The sequence below is a fragment of the Brevundimonas sp. RM1 genome (assembly GCF_052907225.1).
Genome location: NZ_JBRERY010000021.1, coordinates 12,957 through 28,784, shown reverse-complemented (window position 1 = coordinate 28,784; position 15,828 = coordinate 12,957). Strand labels below are relative to the sequence as shown.

Annotated in this window: 20 protein-coding genes and 1 tRNA gene; 1 reads left to right on the top strand and 20 read right to left on the bottom strand. The window is 66.9% G+C overall.

All coding sequences use genetic code 11. The features are described 5' to 3' along the window. Positions 1–4: 4 nt before the first annotated feature. From ACU5AP_RS13985 to ACU5AP_RS13955, 7 genes are all read right to left on the bottom strand, one after another. Positions 5–81: transfer RNA gene (locus ACU5AP_RS13985), tRNA-Pro, on the bottom strand. Positions 82–153: 72 nt separating this feature from the next. Then, complete coding sequence (locus tag ACU5AP_RS13980) at positions 154–570, bottom strand: MerR family transcriptional regulator (protein WP_003164754.1); 417 nt, start codon at positions 568–570, stop codon at positions 154–156. Between the two features lie 5 nt (positions 571–575). Beyond that, entirely contained in the window at positions 576–884 is a 309-nt protein-coding gene (locus ACU5AP_RS13975) for an integration host factor subunit alpha (protein ID WP_369822381.1), read from the bottom strand. Between the two features lie 74 nt (positions 885–958). After that, positions 959–1,936: a beta-ketoacyl-ACP synthase III gene (locus ACU5AP_RS13970; RefSeq protein WP_003164752.1), complete on the bottom strand. Its 978-nt coding sequence runs from the start codon at positions 1,934–1,936 to the stop codon at positions 959–961. After that, positions 1,933–3,003 (bottom strand): phosphate acyltransferase PlsX, encoded by a 1,071-nt coding sequence (gene plsX / locus ACU5AP_RS13965; protein WP_088411635.1) that lies wholly within the window; start codon positions 3,001–3,003, stop codon positions 1,933–1,935. The genes ACU5AP_RS13970 and plsX overlap by 4 nt, the downstream gene beginning before the upstream one ends. A gap of 100 nt (positions 3,004–3,103) precedes the next feature. Then, on the bottom strand, positions 3,104–3,631 hold the full coding sequence (locus ACU5AP_RS13960; RefSeq protein WP_446681380.1) for a YceD family protein: 528 nt from the start codon (positions 3,629–3,631) through the stop codon (positions 3,104–3,106). Next, complete coding sequence (locus ACU5AP_RS13955) at positions 3,628–4,155, bottom strand: ubiquinol-cytochrome C chaperone family protein (RefSeq protein ID WP_396489707.1); 528 nt, start codon at positions 4,153–4,155, stop codon at positions 3,628–3,630. The genes ACU5AP_RS13960 and ACU5AP_RS13955 overlap by 4 nt, the downstream gene beginning before the upstream one ends. Positions 4,156–4,244: 89 nt before the next feature. Between ACU5AP_RS13955 and ACU5AP_RS13950 the strand changes: the two genes are divergently transcribed. Then, positions 4,245–4,724, top strand: coding sequence for an outer membrane protein assembly factor BamE (locus tag ACU5AP_RS13950; protein WP_003164749.1), 480 nt, complete (start codon positions 4,245–4,247; stop codon positions 4,722–4,724). Positions 4,725–4,841: 117 nt separating this feature from the next. On the opposite strand, the gene ACU5AP_RS13945 is transcribed toward ACU5AP_RS13950, so the two are convergent. From ACU5AP_RS13945 to hemA, 13 genes are all read right to left on the bottom strand, one after another. After that, the gene (locus tag ACU5AP_RS13945; protein ID WP_128719988.1) at positions 4,842–6,992 is read right to left on the bottom strand and encodes a sodium-translocating pyrophosphatase; all 2,151 of its coding nucleotides are present in this window, start codon (positions 6,990–6,992) and stop codon (positions 4,842–4,844) included. 175 nt (positions 6,993–7,167) lie between these two features. Then, positions 7,168–7,593: a hypothetical protein gene (locus ACU5AP_RS13940; protein ID WP_128719987.1), complete on the bottom strand. Its 426-nt coding sequence runs from the start codon at positions 7,591–7,593 to the stop codon at positions 7,168–7,170. A gap of 40 nt (positions 7,594–7,633) precedes the next feature. Then, positions 7,634–8,623, bottom strand: coding sequence for a thiamine-phosphate kinase (gene thiL / locus ACU5AP_RS13935; RefSeq protein ID WP_128719986.1), 990 nt, complete (start codon positions 8,621–8,623; stop codon positions 7,634–7,636). Continuing rightward, complete coding sequence (nusB, locus tag ACU5AP_RS13930; protein ID WP_083673904.1) at positions 8,610–9,104, bottom strand: transcription antitermination factor NusB; 495 nt, start codon at positions 9,102–9,104, stop codon at positions 8,610–8,612. The genes thiL and nusB overlap by 14 nt, the downstream gene beginning before the upstream one ends. 41 nt (positions 9,105–9,145) lie before the next feature. Further along, positions 9,146–9,607 carry a 6,7-dimethyl-8-ribityllumazine synthase gene (gene ribH, locus ACU5AP_RS13925; RefSeq protein ID WP_040345280.1) on the bottom strand — a complete coding sequence of 154 codons (462 nt, stop codon included), beginning with the start codon at positions 9,605–9,607 and terminating at the stop codon, positions 9,146–9,148. Beyond that, a complete protein-coding gene (gene ribB / locus ACU5AP_RS13920) occupies positions 9,604–10,740 on the bottom strand; it encodes a 3,4-dihydroxy-2-butanone-4-phosphate synthase (RefSeq protein ID WP_076223159.1) in 1,137 nt (378 codons plus the stop codon). Before ribB ends, ribH begins: the two co-directional genes overlap by 4 nt. Then, positions 10,737–11,327, bottom strand: a complete 591-nt coding sequence (locus tag ACU5AP_RS13915; RefSeq protein WP_128719985.1) for a riboflavin synthase — start codon at positions 11,325–11,327, stop codon at positions 10,737–10,739. The genes ribB and ACU5AP_RS13915 overlap by 4 nt, the downstream gene beginning before the upstream one ends. 77 nt (positions 11,328–11,404) lie before the next feature. Continuing rightward, positions 11,405–12,031, bottom strand: a complete 627-nt coding sequence (gene ribD / locus ACU5AP_RS13910; protein WP_128719984.1) for a bifunctional diaminohydroxyphosphoribosylaminopyrimidine deaminase/5-amino-6-(5-phosphoribosylamino)uracil reductase RibD — start codon at positions 12,029–12,031, stop codon at positions 11,405–11,407. Further along, complete coding sequence (gene nrdR, locus ACU5AP_RS13905) at positions 12,031–12,504, bottom strand: transcriptional regulator NrdR (RefSeq protein WP_003164743.1); 474 nt, start codon at positions 12,502–12,504, stop codon at positions 12,031–12,033. Before nrdR ends, ribD begins: the two co-directional genes overlap by 1 nt. Before the next feature lie 12 nt (positions 12,505–12,516). Next, positions 12,517–13,800 (bottom strand): serine hydroxymethyltransferase, encoded by a 1,284-nt coding sequence (glyA, locus tag ACU5AP_RS13900; RefSeq protein WP_313576004.1) that lies wholly within the window; start codon positions 13,798–13,800, stop codon positions 12,517–12,519. Between the two features lie 126 nt (positions 13,801–13,926). Then, complete coding sequence (locus ACU5AP_RS13895) at positions 13,927–14,328, bottom strand: GFA family protein (protein WP_088412131.1); 402 nt, start codon at positions 14,326–14,328, stop codon at positions 13,927–13,929. A 63-nt stretch (positions 14,329–14,391) separates the two neighbouring features. Further along, positions 14,392–14,577 (bottom strand): DUF6898 family protein, encoded by a 186-nt coding sequence (locus tag ACU5AP_RS13890; protein ID WP_088411627.1) that lies wholly within the window; start codon positions 14,575–14,577, stop codon positions 14,392–14,394. Beyond that, positions 14,574–15,800 carry a 5-aminolevulinate synthase gene (gene hemA, locus ACU5AP_RS13885; RefSeq protein WP_088411626.1) on the bottom strand — a complete coding sequence of 409 codons (1,227 nt, stop codon included), beginning with the start codon at positions 15,798–15,800 and terminating at the stop codon, positions 14,574–14,576. The genes ACU5AP_RS13890 and hemA overlap by 4 nt, the downstream gene beginning before the upstream one ends. Between the last annotated feature and the right edge of the window lie 28 nt (positions 15,801–15,828).

Below are 15,828 nucleotides of genomic sequence, written 5' to 3'. Positions count from 1 at the left end.
TAGATGGTCGGAGCGACAGGATTCGAACCTGCGACCCCTTGACCCCCAGTCAAGTGCGCTACCAGGCTGCGCCACGCTCCGAAGGCGCTCCGTATAGACGGCGGTTCGGTGCTCCGCAAACCCTAAAACGCTCTATCGACAACAACTTCCGTCTTAGCGGCGCAGAACGCCCTCCAACCGGGCCTTGGCCGCTTCCAGTTCGCTCAACAGAGCCTCAAGGCGCGCCGGAGCCGCCGGAATCGCCGCCGCCTGCGACACCGTTTCAGCCCGATCCCCCGAATCGATCTCGAGCGTCGAGGCCGGGTCGGCATAGGCCGTCAGGCGCGCCAGACCCTGATCCTGCACCAGGCGTTGCACCCCGCGAATCGTCAGCCCCTCGTCGTGCAACAGCCGCCGCACAGCCTTCAGCACCATGACGTCGTCGGGGCGATAGAAACGGCGGCCGCCCGCACGCTTCACCGGGGCGACGAACTCGAACTTCGTCTCCCAGAACCTCAGCACATGCTGGGGGGCGCCGACTTCATCGGCCGCTTCAGAAATGGTGCGGAAGGCTTTGGGGCTTTTGGCCAAGGGTCTCAGGTCTCGACGACGGCGTCGTGCACCCGGCTCTTCATGATCTGTGAGGCGCGGAAGCTGATGACGCGGCGGGGGTTGATGGCGGCCGGTTCGCCGGTCTTGGGGTTGCGGCCCATGCGGGCGCGTTTCTCGCGGACCTGGAAGACGCCGAAGCCCGACAGTTTGACCGTCTCGCCCTGCTCAAGAGAGTCGACGATCAGGTCCAGCGTGCGCTCGACCAGTCCGGAGCATTCCTGCCGGGACAACCCGACCTCTTCGTGGACCGCTTCGCACAAATCCGCACGGGTAAGCGTCTGATGTCCGGCCACTTGCATCTCCCCGCAATCAATTGGCGGGGCATTGAAGGGCAAAACGGCCGGAAATCAAAGTCCTCAATGCAAATCTAGAATCGGAAGGCGCACGCGCCCCATGTCAGGCCGCCGCCCATGGCTTCGACCAGGACCAGATCGCCCTTCTTGATTCGCCCATCCTTGATGGCGACGTCCATCGCCAGCGGGATGGAGGCGGCCGAGGTGTTGGCGTGCATGGCCACGGTCGAGATGACCTTGTCCTCGTCCAGGCCCAGCCGGTCGCCCACGCCCTTGATGATGCGCTGGTTAGCCTGGTGAGGCACGAACCAGTCGATCTCGGGAATGTCGACGCCCGCAACCTCGGCGGCGGCGGTGATGGCCTCGGCGATGTTCACGACGGCGTGGCGGAAGACCTGATTGCCCAGCATCCGCAGATGGCCGACCGTACCCGTCGTGGCCGGGCCCCCGTCGACATAGAGCATGTCAGCCTTGGCGCCCTCGCAGCGCAGGGCGAAGCCCAGCACGCCGCGATCATCCTTGGTCCCCTGCCCCTCGCCCGGCTCAAGCACGAAGGCTCCGGCGCCGTCGCCGAACAGGACGCAGGTGGTGCGATCCGTCCAGTCCATCAGCTTGGTCATTTCCTCGGCGCCGATGACCAGGGCGCATTTGGCCTGACCGCGCGCGACAAAGCCGTCAGCCACGCTCATGGCGTAGACGAAGCCCGAACAGACCGCCTGAACGTCGAAGGCGATGCCCACCGGCGCGCCCAGCTTGCGCTGCACGATGGCCGCCGTCGCCGGGAAGGTCTGGTCCGGCGTGGTCGTGGCGACGATGATCAGATCGACGTCCGCCGCCGTCTTGCCCGCGTCGGCCAGGGCGCGCTCGGCCGCCTTGAGCGCCAGATCGCTGGTCGGCTCGTCGTCGCGGGCCTTGTGGCGTTGGCGGATGCCGGTGCGCTCGATGATCCATTCGTCGGAGGTGTCGACGATCTTGGTCAGGTCGGCGTTGGTGACGACCTGCTCGGGCAGGAAGGAGCCGACCCCGGTAACGACGCTGCGGATGACGCTCACTGTTCGGTCTCTCCCATGACGACGGGCGCGGGTTCGTCCATCGCGGCCGCCAGACGCGCGAAATTGGCGCTGACCTTGGTCAGATAGTCACTGCGGGCCAGTTCGACAGCCACGCGGATGGCGTTGGCGTAACCCTCGGCCGTGGCGCCGCCGTGGCTTTTTACGACGATGCCGTTCAGACCCAGCAAGGGGCCGCCGTTGACGCTGCTGGGGTCGATGCGGCGCGCCATCTTCTTCAGGGCAGGCATGGCGATCAGAGCGCCCAGCTTGGCCAGCGGCCCGGAGGTCAGCGCTTCCTTCAGCAGGCCCGAGATGAAGCGGGCCGTGCCTTCGGCCGTCTTCAGCGCGATATTGCCGGTGAATCCGTCCGTCACCACCACATCCACGGTTCCGGCGGCGATGTCATGTCCCTCGACAAAGCCGGTGTAGTTCACAGGCACGGCGTCGGTGCGCAGCACGGCGTGGGCCTCGCGCACCTCTTCGTGGCCCTTCATCTCTTCGGAGCCGACGTTCAGCAGGCCGACCGTGGGCCGCGCCACGCCATGCACGGCGGACTGGAAGGCCTCGCCCATGATGGCGAACTCGACCAGTTGGCGCGCATCGCTGCCGATGTTGGCGCCGACGTCCAGAACGGCGGTGAAACCGCGCTTGGTCGGCCAACTGGCGACGATGGCCGGGCGCTCCAGCCCGTCGACCGCCATCCGCAGAACCAGCTTGGAGATCGCCATCAAGGCGCCGGTGTTGCCCGCCGAGACGGCGGCCTGGGCCTCTCCCGTCTTGACCGCCTCGATCGCGTTCCAGAGGCTGGAGCCCTTGCCTCGACGCATGGCCTGGGCAGGCTTTTCGTCCATGGCGACGACCTTGTCGGTGTGCCGGACCTGGCAAAGGTCGTCCGATACGTGCAGGCGCGCCATTTCGGCGCGGATCGCCGCCTCGTCTCCGTGCAGCAGGAAGCGCACGCCGTCGCCGCCATACAGCGAATAATAAGCCTTCACGCCGCCGACCACGACGGCAGGACCGTGGTCGCCCCCCATGGCGTCGAGCGAGATCAATGTGGATGATGCCAAGTGGAAATCGACTCCGTCGCCGTCTTGTCGCGGCGCTTCAATGTTAGGGCGTGCAGACGCAAATGTCGCACCCTGTGGATGCAACCGAGGCGCCCTTAGGTCAACTCTTGTCGCCGTTGTTCGGCTTCAAGGCCCGCAACACGCCGAAAGGCGAGATCTCGCCCGGCTCAGGCGGCTGCTCGAACACCGCGCCGTCCTTGCGGGGATAGGGATCCAGATGCAGCGCCAGTTGCTCGACCGCATACTGGCCCAGGTCGATCTGACCGTTTTCCACCACGTCGGGCGAATCGTCGTCCAGCTCCAGGTCGATCTCCCCCTCGTCCGAAGGCGGCGTATCCACGGCCTCGACCAGATTGATCTCGAATCGATCGTCGACATGAACGGGCAGAGGCTCCAGCGTCAGCACGCAGGACTGGACCGCATCGGCAACGACACGGCCGGTCAGACGCCAGCCCGAAACCGTCGCCGTCACCCCCAGGTCCGCCTCGAAACGGTCCAGCGACTTCAGGTTCAGCGCGCGCGCAATGCGCTGACGCGCCTCGGCGTCCGGCTCCAGGCGCCGGGACAGGCTCGCCCCGATCTGATGCAGGCGGACAGGATCGCTGTAAGGCAGGGCGGGAATCGTCATGCGACGATCATGGCCCAGTCAGGCGCCTTTTCCACGGCGGAAATAGGCTGACGCGCCAGGCGTTCGTGCGATTCCAGCGCATAACGGGTCAGTTCATCGCCGGCGGCGGGATCGTCGCTCTCGAACACATTGCGCGCGATCGAAGCCTGGAAGCCGTCGCGGTCGCCTTCGCGCAGCGCCTTCTCATAGGCGCTCATACGGCCATAAAGGGCCTCGCCCAACTTGCGCATCTTCTTGCCGACAGACACGTCGCCCACGCCCAGTTCACGCAGTACGTTGTCCAGAGCCGAGACATAGGTGTCGAACATCTTCTGGGCCAGATCGGCCCCGCGCTCGCCCTCGGCCTTCGTCCGCACGAACAGCAGAAGGACGTGCAGGGTGTAGAGTTCGAACCGTGCATCGATTCGATCCGCCACGCCGAGGCGGGCGTAAAAATCGGGCTGACGCGCCTGTTCCACCGCCAGGGCGTATAGGCCCTGCGCCTGGCGCTCTTGCGTCTGTCGTCTGAAGAGTGTCTTGAACATAGGTTTTACGGCCCCTTTTCCGCCGCGCCGTTGCACTAGGACGCAGCGACGGTTAGGTCAAAGACCTTGTTTCTAGAGGCCCATCGCCGATGCCCCGTTTTACGTCGCTCATCATCGCCGCCTCGCTCGCCGCCGCTGCAGGCGCCTGCGCCCCGGTCGTCGCCACCCAGGGCTTCCAGGCCGTGGACGCCAAGCCCCAGGACATCGAGGCGGGCGTCGACACCCGCGAGACCGTCCTGGCCAAGCTGGGCACGCCCTCGACCACCTCGACCTTCGAGACCGACAACGTCTGGTACTACCTGACCCAGACGACCCAACGCTACACCTACAACAAGCCTGAAGTGTCGCAGCGGACGGTCACCGAAATCACCTTCGCCGACGGCGGTGAAAAGGTCGCCAACGTCCGCACTCTGGGACTGGAAGACGGCCGCCAGATCGCCATGGAGCGCCGCGAGACCCCGACTCGCGGCCGTCAGCTGACCATTCTCGAACAACTGCTCGGCAACGTCGGCCGCGGCCAACTGCCGCGCACCGAGGACGACGTGCCCGGCCAGCGCCGCCCGGACTAAGCTCCAGAAGATAGGCGCCCTCAAGCCGCGAGCGACTGCGTCGCGAGCATAGGGCGCAAAAAAGACAACGCCCCGGAGATCGCTCTCCGGGGCGTTTTCAGTTGCAGCAGAGCGCAGTCAGACGATCTTGCCGCTCGCCAGCACCGCCAGCAGCAACAGCGCCACGATGTTGGTGATCTTGATCATCGGGTTCACCGCCGGACCGGAGGTGTCCTTGTAGGGATCGCCCACAGTGTCGCCGGTGACGGCGGCCTTGTGCGCTTCCGATCCCTTGCCGTGGACCACGCCGTTCTTGTCGGTGAAGCCTTCCTCGATCACCTTCTTGGCGTTGTCCCAGGCGCCGCCGCCCGACGTCATGGAGATGGCGACGAACAGACCCGTCACGATCACCCCCATCAGCATGGCGCCCAGGGCGGCGAAGGCGTTGGCCTTGTCCGGCTGGATGAACAGGATGACGACGAACAGGATGATCGGCGACAGCACCGGCAACAGCGACGGCACGATCATCTCGCGGATGGCCGCGCTGGTCAGGATATCAACGGCTCGGCCGTATTCCGGCTTGGTCTGGAAGGTCATGATGCCGGGGTTCTCGCGGAACTGACGCCGCACCTCGGCCACGACCGCCTCAGCAGCGCGCCCCACGGCCGTCATCGACAAGCCGCCGAACAGGAAGGGCAGCAGCCCCCCGAACAACAGGCCGACCACGACATAGGGGTTGGACAGGTCGAAGGCGACCGTACCCAGACCGTGGAAGAAGCTGCCCGGCGCCGCCTCGGCCGCGAAGAACTTCAAGTCCTCCACATAGGCGGCGAACAGGACCAGCGCCCCCAGGCCCGCCGAACCGATGGCGTAGCCCTTGGTCACGGCCTTGGTGGTGTTGCCCACAGCGTCCAGAGCGTCGGTCGAGACGCGGACTTCCGGCGGCAGGCCAGCCATCTCGGCGATGCCGCCCGCGTTGTCCGTGACCGGACCGAAGGCGTCCAGCGCCACGATCATCCCCGCCACGCCCAGCATGGTGGTGGTGGCGATGGCGATGCCGAACAGGCCTGCCAGTTGATAGGCCGCAACGATGCCGACGATGATGGTCAGGGCCGGAAGCGCTGTGGCCTCCAGCGACATGGCCAGACCCTGAATGACGTTGGTGCCGTGGCCCGAGACCGAGGCGTTGGCCACTGACTTCACCGGCCGGAAGCCCGTGCCGGTGTAGTATTCGGTGATCACCACAATGGCCGCCGTGACCAGCAGGCCGACAACACCCGCCCAGAACAGATTCATGGGCTGGATCAATAACCCGCCCGAGGTTTCGACCGCCCCCGGCAGAAGTTGGTTGATCACCCACCAGACGGCGACCAGCGACAGCAGGCCGGTCACGATCAGCCCCCGATACAGGGCGCCCATGATGTTGCCGCTCTTGCCCAGACGGACGAAGAACGTCCCGATGATGGAGGTCACGATGCAGACGCCGCAGATCGCCAGCGGCAACAGCATCAGCACGTCGACATAGGGCTGGTTGCGGTAGAAGATGGCGGCCAGCACCATGGTCGCCACCGTCGTCACCGCATAAGTCTCGAACAGGTCGGCGGCCATGCCGGCGCAGTCGCCGACGTTGTCGCCCACATTGTCCGCGATGGTGGCGGCGTTGCGGGGGTCATCCTCGGGGATGCCCGCCTCGACCTTGCCCACCATGTCGCCGCCGACGTCGGCCCCCTTGGTGAAGATGCCGCCGCCCAGTCGCGCGAAGATGGAGATCAGAGAGGCGCCGAAGCCCAGCGCCACCAGGCCGTCGATGACCTCGCGGCTGGTCGAGGCGTGGCCCAGTCCCTGGGTCATGAAGGCGTAGTAGCCGGACACGCCCAGAAGCGCGCCGCCCGCCACGAACATGCCGGTGATGGCGCCCGAGCGGAAGGCCAGGTCCAGACCCTTGGACAGGCTCTGCGACGCGGCCTGGGCCGTACGGACGTTGGCGCGCACGGAGATCAGCATCCCCGCATAGCCCGCCGCGCCCGACAGGACCGCGCCGATCAGGAAGCCGAGCGCCGCCCAGATCCCGATAAGAAAAAAGGCCGCGACCAAGATCACGACCCCTACAATGCCAATCGTTGTGTACTGACGCTTCAGATAGGCGGATGCCCCTTCCTGGATCGCCGCGGCGATCTCACGCATCCGTTCATTACCACTGTCGGCCTTCATCAGCGCGGCGGTCTGGACGGCGCCGTAAAGCACCCCCAAGGCGCCGGCCGCGATGACCAGCCAAAGATATGACGTCATGGCGTTTCCAAGCCCTATGCAACTGGGCGCGCGGATCCATGGGCTGCGCTACGGGCGTTTTCGCCTCTCGGCCGCCTTCCGGTCCCCCCGTGCGCTTACGGACGCAAATTCACGCCCCTCGGGAATTGCGGCTAAATCGTGCCAAAAGCAGAGCCGTGGCGCAACAGCGCTCTTTTTAGACGGCGCGAACGGTCGTGCGGCGGCGCGCGGCCTGGCTGACGACCTCGACGCGAGCGATCGCGCCCTTGCCGATCAGCGCATCGGCCGAGCGGATCAGGCTGGCGCTCAGGGCCTGAGCGTCCAACTGGTTCCAGTCGTCGGCCAGGACGAAGGGCGTGCGATGCCCGGCGCGGACCAGAGCGTCGCGCAGATAGGGCTCCTTGGCCTTCACCGCGTCCAGAGCGTGGCCTTCGCCCAGATGCAGCTTCAGCACCACGAAGATGTAGTTCCGAACCCGACCGCCCACGATGATCGGCAGGCCCACCCCGGTCAGGTTGAAGCTCGCCGGCTGAGCGGGCGTCTCCGCCGATGGCGAGGCTGCTGCGGCCGCCCCCGACAGGGCGGCGCCGGCGACGGCGAGGATCAGGGCGCGGCGGTTCATGGCGGCAGTGTGGGCCAGTCCCGTTAGGATTCCGTTGCTCTCAGCCGTGGGTCCAGCCCGTGCGGGTCGGGGTGATGGCCTGGCCCAGATAGCGTGGCGACAGCCCCCTGCCCTCGACCACCCGCCCGACGCAGGTCAAACGCAGATGTCGCCGCTCGGCCTCACGGCGCAGGGCGTTTTCGGCGCCCGCCGGGACGGTCAGCAGGATCTCATAGTCGTCGCCGCCGCCGGCCAGCAGCTCCAGCGCCGCCTGCGGATCGACGCGCCCCTCGAACCAGGCCTGGGCCGCCGCCGACATGGGCAGACGCTCCAGGTCGATCTCCAGACTGACGCCGCTGGCCTCGGCGATATGCGCGGCGTCGGCCAGAAGGCCGTCGGACACGTCGGCGCTGGCGGTCGCCAGGCCCAGAACGACAGGTGCGAACTCCACGCGCGGCATGGGGGTGCGATAAGCGGCCTCCAGCGCGTCCATACGTTCGGGCTCCAGGCTCAGGGTCGCCTGGGCGGCCTGAAGGCCCAGCCAGCCGTCGCCGATGGTGCCGGTGACGAAGACCAGATCGCCCGGTTGCGCCCCGGCTCGGCTGACCGCCGCGCCCGACGGCGCCCAGCCCAGCAGGGTGGCCGAGAAGCTGGCCGGCCCCGGCGTCTTCACCGTGTCGCCGCCCAGCAGGGAAATGTCGAAGATGGCCTGATCGCGCCGCAGCCCGGCGACGAAGGCCTCGCGCTCGGGCCAGCCGCAGCGTGGGGACCAGTGGCAGGCCAGCAGATAGCCGAACGGCTCGGCCCCCTTGGCGGCCAGGTCGGACAGGTTCACGCGCAACAGCTTCTGCGCCACCGTGTCCAGCGGGTCGTCGGGCAGGAAGTGGACGCCCTCGACGATCGCATCCTTGGTAAGGATGAGGTCGTGTCCCGGACGCGAGGGCAGCGCGGCCACGTCGTCGGCCAGCCCCCGCGCCCATTCCGGGTGCGCCAGCGGCTTCAGCAGCCGCTGGATGGTCTCGAATTCGCCTGCGACGTCAATCGCGGGCATCACGCGCCACGCCGTCGAGCGCCGCGTTCACGAACTTCGCCTCCGCATCGTCGAAGAAGGCCTTGGCCAGCTCGACATATTCGTCGATCACGATTTCACGCGGCACGTCGGGCTTGTGCTTCAGCTCCCAGGCGCCGCTGCGCAGCAGGGCGCGCAGGGTCGCGTCCAGACGCTCCAACCGCCAGTTGGAGGCCAGACGCGCCTTGACCGCCTCGTCCACCGCGCGCTGGTCCTCGACCACGCCGTGCACGACGGCGGCGAACCAGTCCTCGTCCGCCTCGGCCAGGGGGGCGCCGTCGATATCGGCGTCAAAACGGTGATTGCGGAACTCGCGCACGACGCTGTCGACGCCCTCGCCCGCCAGCTCCATCTGGTACAGGGCCTGAACGGCGGCCAGGCGGGCGACCGTGCGGGCGCGGCGCTGGCGGCTGGTCAGCTGGGGCTCAGCGCGGGCTTTGTCAGCCTCGGCCAGTTGAGCCATGACTTCGGCGACGGTGGCCGGGGTGGTGTTGGTCGGTTCGCTCACGAAGCCAGTCCTCCGCGCAGACGCTTGCGGATGGCAATCAGGTCCAGGCAGGCGCGGGCCGCAAAGCCGCCCTTGTCGCCTTCGCTGAGACGGGCTCGGGCCCAGGCCTGGTCCTCGTCCTCGGTCGTCAGGATGCCGTTGCCGATGGCCAGGCCCTTGAGGCCCAGTTGGGTGATGCCCGCCGCCGACTGATCCGAGACGATCTCGAAATGATAGGTCTCGCCGCGGATGATGCAGCCCAGGGCGACATAGCCGTCATAGCGCGGCGCGGTCGGATAGCGTCCGGCCTCTTCGGCCATGGCGATCACGGTCGGCACTTCCAGGGCGCCGGGCACGGTCACGACGTCATACTGAACGCCTTGCGCGCGCAGGGCGTCCTTCGCCCCTTCCAGAAGGGCGTCGGCCAGTTCGTCGTAGAAGCGCGCCTCGACGATGAGGACGCGAGTGGGGTCGTTCAAGATTGGTCTTCTCCGTCCATGTCGCGCCAGCCGACGATGCGCAGGCCGTAGCCTTCCAGCGCCGTCGGATTGGGTCGCGTCGAACTCATCACGATCATGTCTTTGACGCCGAGGTCGAGCAGAATCTGCGCCCCGACGCCATAGGCTTTCAGCGAACGATCCACGGCGGCGGGCTTGGCGACGCCGCCCAGCCGCTCGGCCAGACCATGCAGGTCGGGATCGCGCAGGAAGACGACGACGCCCGGCCCGTCCTGGGCCGCCAGCGCCTGCATCGCCTTCGGAATATAGTCCTGTCGGGCCTCGACGTGGCCCAGCAGATCGGCGGCGAAGTCGACCTGGTGCATCCGCACGACGGTCGGCTTGGTCGGATCGATGTCGCCGCGCACCAGGGCGACATGCTCCGCGCCCTCGATGGTGTTGCGGTACAGGATCAGCTTGAACGCGCCGCCGTGGACGCTTTCGAACGGCGTCTCCATCACGCGCTCGACAAAGCGCTCGGTGCGGCGGCGATAGGCGATCAGGTCGGCGATAGTGCCGATCTTCAGCCCGTGCAGCTGGGCGAAGGCGATCAGGTCGGGCATCCGCGCCATCGTCCCGTCGTCCTTGATGATCTCGCAGATCACCCCGGCCGGGATCAGGCCCGCCATGCGGCTGATGTCGACGGCCGCCTCGGTGTGGCCGGTGCGAACCAGGACGCCGCCGTCGCGCGCGACCAGGGGGAAGATGTGGCCCGGCGAGACGATGTCGTCGGCGGTGCGCGACGGATCGGCCGCCACCTGGACCGTATGGGCGCGATCGGCGGCCGAGATGCCGGTCGTGACGCCTTCCTTGGCCTCAATCGAGATGGTGAAGGCCGTGCCCATGCTCTCGCGGTTCTCGGCGGCCATCGGCGGCAGGCGCAGCTGCTTGGCGCGCTCGGCCGTCATGGCCAGGCAGACCAGGCCGCGCGCATAGCGGATCATGAAGTTGATCTGGTCCGGCGTGGCGAACTGGGCCGGAATGACGATGTCGCCCTCGTTCTCGCGGTCCTCGGCGTCCACCAGGATGTAGGGGCGGCCGTTGCGGGCGTCCTCGATAATGTCCTCGATCGAGCTGATCGGGCTGTCGGTGTTGTGGACGGCCAGTTTCATCATGCGGTCTCCTGCCACCGCGCGAGGTAGCGCGCCAGCATGTCGATCTCCAGATTGACCCTTTCGCCGACTTCCAGGCCGCCGAGGGTGGTCGCATCCCACGTGTGCGGGATGATGTTCACGTCGAAGCGGCGCTCATGCACCCCATTCACCGTCAGGGAAACCCCATCGACCGTGATTGAGCCCTTTGGGGCGATGAATCTGTGCAGGGGCGCCGGAGCCTCGATCACGATGCGGTGCGATCCGCCCTCGGGGGTGATGGACACGACCTCGCCCAGACCGTCGACGTGACCCGAGACGATGTGACCGCCCAGTTCGTCGCCGAGTTTCGCCGCGCGCTCCAGGTTGACGCGGGTGTTCTCGGTCCAGTCGCCCAGCTTGGTCTTGGACAGGGTCTCGCCCGAGACCTCGACGGCGAACCAGCCCTCCCCCTTCTCCGTAACGGTCAGGCAGCAGCCCGCGTGGCTGATGGAGGCGCCCAGGTCGATGGTCGCCGTGTCCCACACGGTCTCGACCTCATAGCGACGGTCGCGGTTGGTTTCACGGACGCTGCGGACGCGGCCGATGTCGGTGACGATGCCGGTGAACATGAAAGCTCCGGTCCCTTCGGACCCAAAAAACAGAGTCTAATTAGTCTAATTCGTCTGAAATCGCGCCTGAGGAGGCGTCAGGCGCGGGCGTAGCGTTCCCACAGATCGTCTCCGACAGGCTCGACGCCCAGACGACGGAACTTGGGGGCGTCGGCCAGCTTTGCAAGCGCCAGGGAGGCGATGCAGGGCCGCCCCTCCCCGCCCAGCAGGATCGGGGCGCGGAACCACTCGATCGCGTCCACAGCGCCCGCCTGGATGAAGGAGGCGGCGACGCGGCCCCCGCCCTCGATCAGGATGGAGCTGATGTTGCGGGCAACGAGGGCGTCGAGGACGGCGGAAATAGCGGGACGGCCGTCATCGGCGGCGACAGCGACGACCTCGGCCTGGCCGATGGCGCGGGGTTGGGCTGTGGTGAAGATCAGGGCGTTGCCGGATGCGACCTTGGCCGTCGCGGGGGTCCGCAGGCGGCTGTCGAGAACCACGCGCAGCGGATGCGTCCCGGCGTAGTCAGGAAGACGGACGGTCAGTTCCGGGTCATCGGCCAGCACGGTCTGGACGCCGACCAGGATGGCGTCATGGGTTGCGCGCAGGCGGTGGCCCTGCTGGCGCGCCTCCGGCCCGGTGATCCACTGGCTTTCGCCCGTGGCCGTGGCGATGCGGCCGTCCAGCGAGGTGGCCAGCTTAAGGATGACGCGCGGGCGCATCAGTCCTGGCCGGACTTGGTCTCGTCGAAGCCCTCGTCACCGAGGAATTTGGCGAAATCGCTGGTGTGGCGGAAGTCCTTGTAGACCGAGGCGTAGCGGACGTAGGCGACCTCATCGACCGACTTCAGCGCCTTCATGATGAAGTCGCCGACGATGTGCGACGGGATCTCGGTCTCGCCCAGACTTTCCAGCTGGCGCACGATGCGGCTGACCAGAAGCTCGACCTGATCCGGCTGGACCGGGCGCTTGCGCAGCGCGATGCCCAGCGAGCGTTCCAGCTTGTCGCGGTCGAAGGGGGTGCGGCGGCCGTTCCGTTTCAGGATGACCAGTTCGCGCAGCTGCACCCGCTCGAAGGTGGTGAAGCGCCCGTTGCACTGCGGGCAGGACCGACGGCGCCGGATGGCCGCGCCGTCGTCAGACGGGCGGCTGTCCTTCACCTGGGTGTCGGCGTTTCCGCAGAACGGGCACTTCATCCGATGGGCCTCTTAGCGATAGATCGGGAAGCGCGCGGTCAGTTCGCGCACCTGAGCCGCCACGCCCGCGACGACGGCCGGATCGGCTTCGTCGCCGCCGTTCATCGAGGAGACGACGTCGGCGATCCAGTGGCCGATCTGCTTGAACTCTTCCTCGCCGAAGCCGCGCGTGGTGCCCGCCGGCGTGCCCAGGCGAACGCCCGAGGTGACGGTGAAGGGCGCGGTGTCGAACGGCACGCCGTTCTTGTTGCAGGTCATCAGCGCCTTTTCGAGCTCATGCTCGGTGGCCTTGCCGGTCACGCCCTTGGGACGCAGGTCGACCAGCATCAGGTGGCTGTCGGTGCCGCCCGAGACGATGGCCAGGCCGCGATCGACCAGAACGGCGGCCAGGGCCTGGGCGTTCTTGACGACCTGCTGGGCGTAGAGCTTGAACTCGGGCTTCAGCGCCTCGCCGAAGGCCACGGCCTTGGCGGCGATGACGTGCTCCAGCGGGCCGCCCTGCAGGCCGGGGAAGACCGCCGAGTTGATCTTCTTGCCCAGGTCCAGGTCGTTGGACAGGATCATGCCGCCGCGCGGGCCACGCAGGGTCTTGTGCGTCGTGGTGGTGACGACGTGGGCGTGCGGGATCGGGTCGGGATAGACGCCGCCGGCGATCAGACCGGCGTAGTGGGCCATGTCGACCATCAGATAAGCGCCGACCGAATCCGCGATCTCGCGGAAGCGCTTGAAGTCGATGTGGCGGCTGTAGGCCGAAGCGCCGGCCAGGATCAGCTTGGGCTTTTCCTTCTGCGCCATTTCGGCGACGTGATCATAATCAATCAGATGGTCGTCTTCGTTCACCTTGTAGGTGACGGGACGGAACCACTTGCCCGACTGGTTGGCGGGCGAACCGTGGGTCAGGTGCCCGCCGCAGGCCAGATCCATGCCCAGGAACGTATCGCCGGGCTGCAGCAGGGAGAAGAAGACCGCCTGGTTGGCCTGGGCGCCCGAGTGCGGCTGGACATTGACGAAGGCGGCGCCGAACAGCTCCTTGGCGCGCTCGCGGGCCAGGTCCTCGGTGACGTCCACGAACTCGCAGCCGCCGTAGTAGCGACGGCCCGGATAGCCCTCGGCGTATTTGTTGGTCAGGACCGAGCCCTGCGCATCCAGCACCGCCTGGGAGACGATGTTCTCGGAGGCGATCAGCTCGATCTGCTCCTTCTGGCGGCCAAGCTCGCCCTGAATGCCCTTGAAGATCGCCGGATCGGCGTCGGCGAGGCTCTTGGAGAAGTAGGAGTCGTGGGTGAAGGCGGTCACAGGCAGGCATCCCGAAGGCTGAAGGCGGAAACGGCGCTCCCTTCTAGGCCGCGCCGCCGAACACCACAACATCTAGGGGGATGCGAGGCCGCCGCCCACGTCATCGCGGACGGCGGCGAAAATCGCCTACCAGTTGTTGCGGCCGTCCATCTGCTCGATCTTGATCGAGGACAGGTCCAGGTCGGGCGCCATGCGCAGATTGACCGCCGCGATGCGCGTCGAGGGCATGGAGCCGGGCTGATGCCCCTCTTTCGGCGTCCCGTCGGCGTTGTAGACAGAACCCCAGTCCGGCGAGAAGCCGTGGGTGTTGCCGCCGCAGGTCGCACAGAAGTGATGGTGGTTCATGCCGTTGGGAGCATAGTCGCCCACCGGCCCCGTCGCGGTGATCGTCAGTTCATCCGGACTGTAGTAGCCCCAGACCGCACCGGTCCGATGGCACCACGTGCAGTTGCAGGATGCGGCCTGCTTGGGCAGGTCCGGCGCCTCGATCTTCACGGCTCCGCAGTGGCAGGCGGCGGTCAGGGTCATGCGGGGCTCCTCCTTCATATCAAGAGGATACTGCCTTCTGCTGTCAGAAAACGGCAGCGGCGCTCACATCCGGGTCAAGGCGCGCTTCAACTTGGCCAGGGCGACCCGTTCGACGGACTTCGGCTCGTTGACCGGCCCCATGGCGCTGACCTCGCGGCCAGTGGCCACGTGGATCGCCGAGCATTTCACATAGGGGCCGTTGCGGACGAACTCGACGATGACTTCGCCGAGTTCAGCGTCGTGCGTCATGCGGCGGCCGGTTGACGCGCCACGTTGCAGTGAGACCAGAGCTTGTCCATCGCCTCGACCAGCTTGTCGATCATGGCGTCGTCATGGTCGGGCGAAGGGGTGAAGCGCAGGCGCTCGGTCCCCTTGGGTACGGTCGGATAGTTGATCGGCTGGACGTAGATCCCGTGCTCTTCCAGCAGCATGTCCGAGATCAGCTTGCAGTGCACCGGGTTGCCGACGTGAACCGGCACGATATGGCTGACGCTGGGCAGGACGGGAATGCCCGCCTCAGACAGACGGCGCTTCAGGGTGGCGGCGCGCTCCTGGTGGGCGGCCCGCAGTTCCGGGTGCGCTTTCAGATGGCGCACCGAGGCCAGAGCCCCGGCGGTCAGAGCGGGCGGCAGGCTGGTGGTGAAGATGAAGCCCGAGGCCCAGCTGCGCACGGCGTCCACGATCACCGCGTCGGCGGCGATGTAGCCGCCCATGACGCCGATGGCCTTGCCCAAGGTGCATTCGACGATGTCGATGCCGTCCAGCACGCCGTCACGCTCGGCCACGCCCGCGCCGGTTTCGCCGTACAGGCCCACGGCGTGAACCTCGTCCAGATAGGTCAGGGCGCCGTATTTCTTGGCCAGGGCGATGGTGCCGGCGATGTCGGCGATGTCGCCGTCCATCGAATAGACGCTCTCAAAAGCGACCAGCTTGGGCGCAGCGGCAGGCGCCGCCGCCAGCAGTTCCTCGAGGTGTTCGAGATCGTTGTGGCGGAAGATATGACGCTCGCCGCCGCCGTTGCGGATGCCCGCGATCATGGAGGCGTGGTTCAGGGCGTCGGAGAAGATGATCAGGCCCGGCAGGATCTTCTGCAGGGTCGACAGCGTCGCCTCATTGGCCACATAGCCCGAGGTGAACAGCAGAGCCGCTTCCTTCTGGTGCCAGCTGGCCAGCTCGGCTTCCAGATCCACGGCCGAACGCGTCGTGCCCGAAATGTTGCGCGTTCCCCCTGCCCCGGCGCCGGTCTTTTCGATCTCGGCCTGCATGGCGTCGATCACCACCGGGTGCTGGCCCATGCCCAGGTAGTCGTTGGAGCACCAGACGACGACGTCCTGCTGGGCGCCGTCCTCGCGACGACGAACCGCACGAGGAAACTGGCCGCGCACCCGCTTCAGATCGGCGAAGACGCGGTAGCGACCTTCGCTGCGGACCTGATCCACAGAGTTCTGAAAGGCGGACTTATAGTCGAACAAGGCGGCGCTTCTTTCGCTTATGCAGCTT

What these genes read in the sequence shown, in the direction of transcription:
- ACU5AP_RS13960 (WP_446681380.1), bottom strand. Translation starts at nt 3,631, where the DNA reads ATGACGATTCCCGCCCTGCCTTACAGCGATCCTGTCCGCCTGCATCAG.
- ACU5AP_RS13890 (WP_088411627.1), bottom strand. Translation starts at nt 14,577, where the DNA reads ATGACGCACGACGCTGAACTCGGCGAAGTCATCGTCGAGTTCGTCCGC.
- ACU5AP_RS13945 (WP_128719988.1), bottom strand. Translation starts at nt 6,992, where the DNA reads ATGACGTCATATCTTTGGCTGGTCATCGCGGCCGGCGCCTTGGGGGTG.
- ACU5AP_RS13950 (WP_003164749.1), top strand. Translation starts at nt 4,245, where the DNA reads ATGCCCCGTTTTACGTCGCTCATCATCGCCGCCTCGCTCGCCGCCGCT.
- nusB (WP_083673904.1), bottom strand. Translation starts at nt 9,104, where the DNA reads ATGGCTCAACTGGCCGAGGCTGACAAAGCCCGCGCTGAGCCCCAGCTG.
- ribD (WP_128719984.1), bottom strand. Translation starts at nt 12,031, where the DNA reads ATGCGCCCGCGCGTCATCCTTAAGCTGGCCACCTCGCTGGACGGCCGC.
- ACU5AP_RS13955 (WP_396489707.1), bottom strand. Translation starts at nt 4,155, where the DNA reads ATGTTCAAGACACTCTTCAGACGACAGACGCAAGAGCGCCAGGCGCAG.
- nrdR (WP_003164743.1), bottom strand. Translation starts at nt 12,504, where the DNA reads ATGAAGTGCCCGTTCTGCGGAAACGCCGACACCCAGGTGAAGGACAGC.
- ACU5AP_RS13915 (WP_128719985.1), bottom strand. Translation starts at nt 11,327, where the DNA reads ATGTTCACCGGCATCGTCACCGACATCGGCCGCGTCCGCAGCGTCCGT.
- ACU5AP_RS13940 (WP_128719987.1), bottom strand. Translation starts at nt 7,593, where the DNA reads ATGAACCGCCGCGCCCTGATCCTCGCCGTCGCCGGCGCCGCCCTGTCG.
- thiL (WP_128719986.1), bottom strand. Translation starts at nt 8,623, where the DNA reads ATGCCCGCGATTGACGTCGCAGGCGAATTCGAGACCATCCAGCGGCTG.
- ribB (WP_076223159.1), bottom strand. Translation starts at nt 10,740, where the DNA reads ATGATGAAACTGGCCGTCCACAACACCGACAGCCCGATCAGCTCGATC.
- ACU5AP_RS13895 (WP_088412131.1), bottom strand. Translation starts at nt 14,328, where the DNA reads ATGACCCTGACCGCCGCCTGCCACTGCGGAGCCGTGAAGATCGAGGCG.